Source organism: Intrasporangium chromatireducens Q5-1, from assembly GCF_000576575.1.
Classification (GTDB): Bacteria; Actinomycetota; Actinomycetes; order Actinomycetales; family Dermatophilaceae; genus Intrasporangium_A; species Intrasporangium_A chromatireducens.
Genome location: NZ_AWQS01000189.1, coordinates 1 through 7310, shown reverse-complemented (window position 1 = coordinate 7310; position 7310 = coordinate 1). Strand labels below are relative to the sequence as shown.

Annotated in this window: 8 protein-coding genes; 7 read left to right on the top strand and 1 reads right to left on the bottom strand. The window is 68.7% G+C overall.

Features of this window, described 5'->3' with window-relative positions; genetic code table 11:
* Positions 1-28 precede the first annotated feature (28 nt).
* From N864_RS16950 to N864_RS16920, 7 genes are read left to right on the top strand one after another with little or no spacing between them, the layout of a single operon-like run.
* The gene (locus N864_RS16950; protein ID WP_051518723.1) at positions 29-799 is read left to right on the top strand and encodes an ATP-binding cassette domain-containing protein; all 771 of its coding nucleotides are present in this window, start codon (positions 29-31) and stop codon (positions 797-799) included.
* A gap of 16 nt (positions 800-815) precedes the next feature.
* A complete protein-coding gene (locus N864_RS16945; protein ID WP_205620981.1) occupies positions 816-1799 on the top strand; it encodes an ABC transporter permease in 984 nt (327 codons plus the stop codon).
* Complete coding sequence (locus tag N864_RS16940) at positions 1796-2839, top strand: phosphotriesterase family protein (RefSeq protein ID WP_034719589.1); 1044 nt, start codon at positions 1796-1798, stop codon at positions 2837-2839. The genes N864_RS16945 and N864_RS16940 overlap by 4 nt, the downstream gene beginning before the upstream one ends.
* Position 2840: 1 nt before the next feature.
* Complete coding sequence (locus tag N864_RS16935; RefSeq protein ID WP_034719587.1) at positions 2841-3596, top strand: glutamine amidotransferase; 756 nt, start codon at positions 2841-2843, stop codon at positions 3594-3596.
* Positions 3596-4543 (top strand): nucleoside hydrolase, encoded by a 948-nt coding sequence (locus tag N864_RS16930; protein WP_034719583.1) that lies wholly within the window; start codon positions 3596-3598, stop codon positions 4541-4543. Before N864_RS16935 ends, N864_RS16930 begins: the two co-directional genes overlap by 1 nt.
* Entirely contained in the window at positions 4540-5457 is a 918-nt protein-coding gene (locus N864_RS16925; protein ID WP_034719580.1) for a ribokinase, read from the top strand. Before N864_RS16930 ends, N864_RS16925 begins: the two co-directional genes overlap by 4 nt.
* Positions 5454-6608, top strand: coding sequence for a M20 metallopeptidase family protein (locus tag N864_RS16920; protein ID WP_034719577.1), 1155 nt, complete (start codon positions 5454-5456; stop codon positions 6606-6608). Before N864_RS16925 ends, N864_RS16920 begins: the two co-directional genes overlap by 4 nt.
* A gap of 141 nt (positions 6609-6749) precedes the next feature.
* Here the strand turns inward: N864_RS16920 and N864_RS26455 are convergent, their stop codons facing one another.
* The gene (locus N864_RS26455; RefSeq protein WP_205620980.1) at positions 6750-6914 is read right to left on the bottom strand and encodes an NUDIX domain-containing protein; all 165 of its coding nucleotides are present in this window, start codon (positions 6912-6914) and stop codon (positions 6750-6752) included.
* Positions 6915-7310: the final 396 nt, after the last annotated feature.

Genomic DNA, 7310 nt, shown 5'->3' with positions numbered 1-7310 from the left:
CCCCGCACCCTGACCGAGGACGGTCCCCATGAGCACGAGCACGCAGCCAGCCGCCGCGACGATCGCAGAGTCGCCACCCCGCGTGGAGATGCGCGGCATCCGCAAGTCGTATGGCGCTCTGGATGTGCTCAGGGGGGTCGACCTGACGATTGCCCCCGGCGAGGTCATCGGCCTCGTCGGGGACAACGGGGCCGGCAAGTCGACGCTCATGAAGATGCTCGCCGGCGCGGAGACCCCGGACCGCGGCGAGATCCTCGTGGACGGCGAGGCCATGACCGGCTCCGGCCCGCGTGCGGCACGCGCCCACGGCATCGAGATGGTCTACCAGGACCTCGCCCTGTGTGACCACCTCGACGTGACCGCGAACCTCTTCCTCGGACGCGAGAAGTTCAACTCGCTCACGCGCCGTCTCGACACCGACCGGATGCACGACGAGGCCGCCGATGAGCTGCGCAAGCTGCACATCCGCATCACCAACACCCGCCAAGAGGTGGGGAACATGTCCGGCGGACAGCGGCAGGCCATCGCGATCGCGCGCGCCGTGACGTTCGATCCCAAGGTCCTCGTCCTCGACGAGCCCACCGCGGCCCTGGCTGCGAAGGAGGTGGAGATGGTCCTCCAGCTCATCAAGGACGTCTCCGCCCGGGGCGTCTCGGTCGTGCTCATCACGCACCGCCTCCAGGACCTCTTCGAGGTGGCCGACCGCTTCGTCGTCCTCTACGAGGGGACGATCCACCAGGAACTCGACCCAGCCAAGACCGATCTGAGCGGACTCGTCACCGCGATGATGGGGAAGTGAGACGACGTTGACCACCGTGAGCAAGCCCTACCGTCTCTCCCGCGGCGCCCGCAGCGAGTTCATCGGCCGACACTTTGGAGTGCTGTCCATCAGCGTGGTGTTCGCAGCCCTCTTCATCTTCTTCAGCGCCCGAGCCGACGCCTTCCTCACCGCAGAGAACCTGGTCAACGTGGCCCGGCAGATTGCCCCCACGGTGGTCGTCGCGATGGGCATGACCTACGTCATCACGACCGGGGCGATCGACCTCTCGGTCGGGTCCATCGTCGGCCTGACCGCCTCCGCGCTGGCGATCTTGGCCAAGACAGGAAACCCCGTCCTCGCCCTCGTCCTGACCCTGCTCATCGGCGCCGCGATCGGTGCCATCAACGGGGCGCTCACGGCATACGGCCGCTTGCAGTCCTTCATCGTGACGCTTGCCGCGCTGACGGCGATCCGGGGTGTCGCCCTCCTCATCACCCAGGGCTACAGCACGCCCATCGAGTCGTCCTTCCTGCTGCCGCTCGGCAACGGCAAGCTGCTCGGCCTCTACACGCCGACCTGGATCGCGATCGCGATCGTCGTCATCGCCTGGTACGTCTTCACCCGCACCCGGTTCGGTCGCTACGTGACGGCGGTGGGCTCGAACGCGGAGTCGCTGCGGCGCTCCGGGGTCGACATCCGACGGATCCAGATGGCCGTCCTCATCATCACCGGCGTCCTGGCGGCCGGTGCCGGCATCATCACGGCCACCCGCCTGGCAAGCGGTTCCTCGAACTCGGGGACCATGTTCGAGCTCGAGGTCATCACCGCGGTGGTGCTCGGCGGGACGAGCCTCATGGGCGGCCGCGGGTCGATCCTCGGCTCGGCCATCGGCGCCCTCACCCTGGGCATCATCAGCAACGGCCTCGTCCTGCTGCGCGTCGACGTCTACTGGGTGCCGATCGTCCAGGGCATCATCCTCATCGTCGCGATCTTCCTGAACAGCAAGCTCTTCGGCAGGCTGGTGAGGTCACGCCGATGACGACCGTCATGACCGTCACCGGGCCTGTCGACTCCGGCGACCTCGGTACGACGCTCACCCATGAGCACATCTTCAACGACGTCAGCTCGTGGTGGACCGAGACGCACTCGCACGGGTGGGACCCGGAGGACTTCGCCGCGCACCCCGTGACCATGGACATCCTGTGGGACCTCAAGCACGACCCGTTCGGCAACCGCCCCAACCTCCGGCTCGACGACGAACCCCTCGCCGTGGAAGAGGTCGGCCGGTACGCCTCCCTCGGTGGCACGACGATCATCGATGCGACCGGTCTAGGTACGGGGCGTGACCTCGCTCGTCTCCAACGGGTGAGTCGGCAGACCGGCGTCCAGATCATCGCCGGCACCGGCTTCTACCTCGACGGGGCCCAGCCGGAGGACGTGAAGGGCCTTGCGCCGGAGCAGATCGCGGAGATCATCGTCCGGGACGTCGAGTCCGGCGAGGACGGCATCCGGCCGGGCATCATCGGTGAGATCGGCGTCGGTGCTGACTTCACGCCGGCAGAACGGGCCAGCCTCGAGGGGGCGCTGATCGCCCAGCGGGAGGTCCACCTGCCCGTCGAGGTCCACCTGCCGGGCTGGTTCCGTCGCGCAAACGAGGTCCTCGACCTGGCCGAACAGCACGGCGTCGACCCGGCGCACATCGTGCTCTGCCACATGGGGCCCTCCGGCGCCGACCTCGACTACCAAGAAGGGCTGCTGCGCCGGGGCGCCTGGGTCCAGTACGACATGATCGGCATGGAGGTCTTCTACGCCGACCAGGACGTCCAGTGCCCCTCTGACGAGGAGAACGCAACCTGGATCTGCCGCCTCGCCGAGCGAGGGCACCTGGGCCGGCTGCTCATCTCCCAGGACATCTTCGTCAAGTCACTGCTGCGCCGCTATGGCGGACCCGGCTACGGCCACATCCAGCAGTACTTCGTCCCCCGTCTGCGTCGCCTTGGCATGACCGAGGCCGACGTGCACCAGCTGTTGACCACCAACCCCCGCACCCTCTTCGATACCGCACAGAAGGAGAACTGACATGGCGCGCGTGCTGCTTGCCGGCGAGAGCTGGATTTCGCAGTCCACCCACTACAAGGGCTTCGACAGCTTCTCGTCGACGACCTTCGAGACTGGGGCCGACCACTTCATCGCCGCCGCCGCCTCCCAGGGCATCGAGGTCGAGCAGATGTATGCGCATGACGTGCCGAGCAAGTTCCCGCGCACCGCCGAGGCCCTGTCGGCCTATGACGTCGTGATCCTCTCGGACATCGGTTACAACTCCTTCGTGCTGCCCAACGAGGTCTGGCTGCGTGGCCAGCGCACCGACAACCCGCTGGTCGCCCTGGCCGAGTGGACCCGCGCGGGTGGCGGACTCATGATGGCCGGCGGTTACCTCAGCTTCCAGGGCTTCCAGGCCCGGGCCAACTTCGCGAGGAGCCCCATCGAGGATGTGCTCCCCGTAGACCTGCTGACCAGTGACGACCGCGCCGAGGCGCCGCAGGGTGCGGTGTGCAAGCTCGTGGCGAACGACCACGAGATCGGCAAGGCGTGGACGGGCGCGGCCCCGCCGCTGCTCGGCTACAACGTCGTGACCCCCAAGGCCGATGCCCAGGTCGTCGCCACGGTCGACGAGGACGTCCTCATCGCCACCCGCGAGGTCGGCGCTGGACGCTCCCTCGTCTGGACCTCCGACATCGGTCCGCACTGGTGCCCCACCGAGTTCCTCGAGTGGGACGGGTTCGCGCCCCTGGTCGGCGCCATGCTGGAGTGGCTCGGCGCCGAGCGGGCTTCCTGATGGCCGGTCTGCCCATCGTCATCGACTGCGACCCGGGGCACGACGACGCGGTCGCCCTGCTCCTCGCAGTCGGTTCCGAGGCTGTCGACCTCAAGGCGGTCACGACCACCTTCGGCAACTGTTCGGTCGAGGACGCGACCCGCAACGCCGTGCAGATCCTCACGCTGGCGGGTACGACGGACGTGCCGGTGGCTCGGGGAGCCGCAGGATCCCTGGACGGCCTGTCGACCCTGGGCAACTACGTGCACGGAGCCAGCGGGCTGGACGGACCTCCCATGCCGGAGCCGGGCTTCGAGGTGACTGGAGGCGACGCGGTCGAGTTGCTGCGGCGGGTCATCGAGTCGAGCGACGAGAAGGTCACCATCGCCGCGACGGGCCCGATCACCAATGTCGCCCAGCTCCTGCTGACCCGTCCGGCAGTGAAGGACGGGATCCGCGAGGTCATCTTCATGGGCGGATCCACCGAGCGCGGGAATCACACGCCGACAGCCGAGTTCAACACCTACGCCGACCCGGAAGCGCTCGACGTCGTGCTCGGCAGCGGGCTGCCCGTCCGGATGGTCGGCCTCAACCTGACGCATCAGGCGCTCGCCAACCCGGAGGTCGTCGAGCGGATGGCCGCGATGGACCACGTGGTCGGGCGCACCTGTGCCGCCTGGATGGGGTTCTTCGGCGCGTCCTACAACCGTGTCTGGGAGTTCTCGGCCCCGCCGGTCCACGACCCCTGCACGATCGCCGCGATCATCCAGCCGGACCTCATCGAATGGCGCGAGGCGTTCGTGGCCGTCGAGCTCGACGGGAGGTGGACCCGGGGCACCACCGTTGTGGACCTCCACCGGCGCTACCCGGAGCAGGAGCCGAACGCTCAGGTCGCCATGACCCTTGACGCCGAGCGCTACTGGGACCTGGTCATCGAGGCGGTCGACCACGTCGGGCGGCGCCGATGAGCAGGATCAGCGTGGTCGGCTCACTCAACGTCGACCTAGGCTATCGCGTCAGGACTCTGCCCGTGCCCGGTGAGACGGTCCTCGCGGGGGACCGCAGCCGGGCCTTCGGCGGGAAGGGCGGCAACCAGGCCGTCACGGTGGCGGTCCTCGGTGCTGACGTCGGCTTCGTCGGCGCCGTCGGTGCAGACGACGCGGGCGAGAGCTACCTCTCCCACCTGCGCCGTCACGGCGTTGACGTAAGCGGAGTCGCGGTGGTCCCGCACGTCGACACCGGCACCGCGATCATCCTCGTGGACGACTCCGGAGAGAACCTCATCGTCGTCGACCCGGGCGCGAACTCGGCGGTCGAGCCCGGTTGGGTCGAGGAGCACGTCAGGGCGGCCGAGCCGGCCGTAGTGCTCGCGCAGCTCGAGGTGCCTGTCCCGGTCCTTGAGAGCATGGCCGCGTCGCTGGCCGCCGACGTCACGTTCGTCCTCAACCCGGCACCGATGCAGGCCGACCCGGACGACCTCGCGAAGCTGTTGCAGCGGGTCGACGTCCTCGTGCCCAACCGCAAGGAGCTGGGACAGCTGGCGCGGACGGCCGAACCGGAGACACTCGCAGAGGTGCAGCGATGCCTGGGTGCCCTGTCATTCGACGGCACCGTCGTCGTCACGTTGGGAGCCGACGGCGCCGTCGTGCGCGAGGTCGGCGGCGAGCCGACCCATCACCCCGCCCTGTCCGTCGATCCCGTCGACACCACCGGCGCCGGGGACGCATTCTGTGGGGCCTTGGCAGTCGGCATCGCCGCGGGCCGCGAGCTGAGTGACGCCGTCCGCCGCGCGATCGAGGTCGCCGGGCGCAGCACGCTGCACCGCGGTGCCCAGCCGACGCAAGCCCCGCTCGAGGCAGACATCGCCGCGGACGGCTCATGACCGGTCGAGTCGAGCAAGCCCGAGCCGTCCAGGACTGGATGGTCGCGCGGCGGCGTGAACTGCACCAGCACCCCGAGGTCGGTCTCGAGCTGCCGTGGACGCACCGCTACGTCGAGGAGTTCCTTTCGGCGCTCGGCTACGACGTCGAGGTCCACCGCGGCGCTGGGTTGACCGTCCGCGTGCCCGGGACCGCCCCCGATGGTATCGTCTCCGTCCTCCGGGCGGACATGGATGCCCTGCCTGTGACCGAGCGAACGGGCCTGCCCTTCCGGTCGCTCGAGCCGGGCGCAATGCACGCGTGCGGACACGACCTGCACATGGCGATGCTCCTGGGCGCCGCGAAGGTGTTGGCCGACTCCGCGCCCCGGCGGGACACCATCCTGGCCTTCCAGCCGGGGGAGGAGTCGGATCGCGGAGCGCTGGCCGTCCTCGAGCACGACAACCTCAAATTCGACGGCGATGCGACCGCCTTCGCCGTGCACGTGCATGCCCTCGCGCAGCCGGGCGCCATCCTCTGCCGTCCCGGCGTATTCATGTCCTTCGGCGACTGGTTCACGATCGAGCTGCGAGGCCCCGGCGGTCACGCGAGCCAGCCCCATCTTGTCGGCAACCCGGTCGAGGCGGGTGCAGCTATCGCGACGGCGCTGCCGCAGCTGGCCGCCGAAATCGGCATCGACGAACACGTCGTAGCGACACCCACCGAGAGCCTGATTGGCAATACGCTCAATGTGATTCCCGCCTCTGGCCGCATCAGGGGAACCATCCGGACCCTAAGCGCGGGCAAGCGACGAGCCCTGATCGAGAGGATGGAGCAGCTTGTCGCCCAGGTCGCGGACAGGTACCTGCTGACAGCGAGGCTCACGATCCACGAGGGCTATCCGGCAGTCGTCAATGACCCCGAGTTCATGGAGCGATTCGAGGGTCGGGTCCGCGAAACGGACCTAGGCGCCCACCTCACGCCCATGGTGGAACCGTCCATGGTCATCGAGGACTTCGCCTACTTCCTACAGCGATGGCCCGGCGGCATGGTGTACCTCGGCGCGAAGGGGCCAGATAACACCTCGTTCAACCACGCGGACGATGTCGTCTACGACGAGGAAGTCCTCTCCGTCGGGGCAGCCCTCTACCTCCTGGCGGCCGATGGGCTCTGATCCGCCCTCGTGCGGGCCTGCGTGATCCACCTGGTCCCGCCACCCTGCGCTACGCGTCCCGGAAGTACTGGGCAGTAACCGAGCTAGTCCAAGGCGTCTCTGCACGCGCCGACGCCTACTCGCCGAACACCCCCACGACTCTCAGGCACGCGGCGCGGATCTATCCGGTTCTCGCCGACCGGCATCGGCGGGCGCCTCGTCCTCGTCGACGGCGCCACCGATGGTGCTGGAGGTGCCCAAGGCAGCTTGCCGGACCAGCAGGACCCGGCCGGGCTCATCGATCGGCAGAGCCGCGACCGTCGGCAACAGGAGCAGGTGGTGCCCGATCTTCGCTCTTGGACGGGCGATGTGCGGGCGACTGGCGTGGCGTCAACCTACGCGCACCTAGCGTACGCGCTCATGCCCGAAACGGGCCGGTAGCCGGGCGGCAGCGGCCCTTCTCGCTTTGGGCTGTGGTCCTCCGGGGGCGCTTCGGGGGCGGCGCGCCGGCCCCGAGCCGTAGCGTCCTTGGGGCGAGGGCTCGTCCCCACGCTCCTGACCAGCATCGATGCGACCAGCTCGACGCGCGACTGTCGCGGAAGAGTACCGCTTTCCCGACCCGTGGCTTTCCGGACAGGGGAGTGGCCACCAGATGGTGGCTGATTCCGGTTCGTTGCGACTGGTGCTGATCAGTGCCCTCGGCCGGATTCGAACCGGCGACCA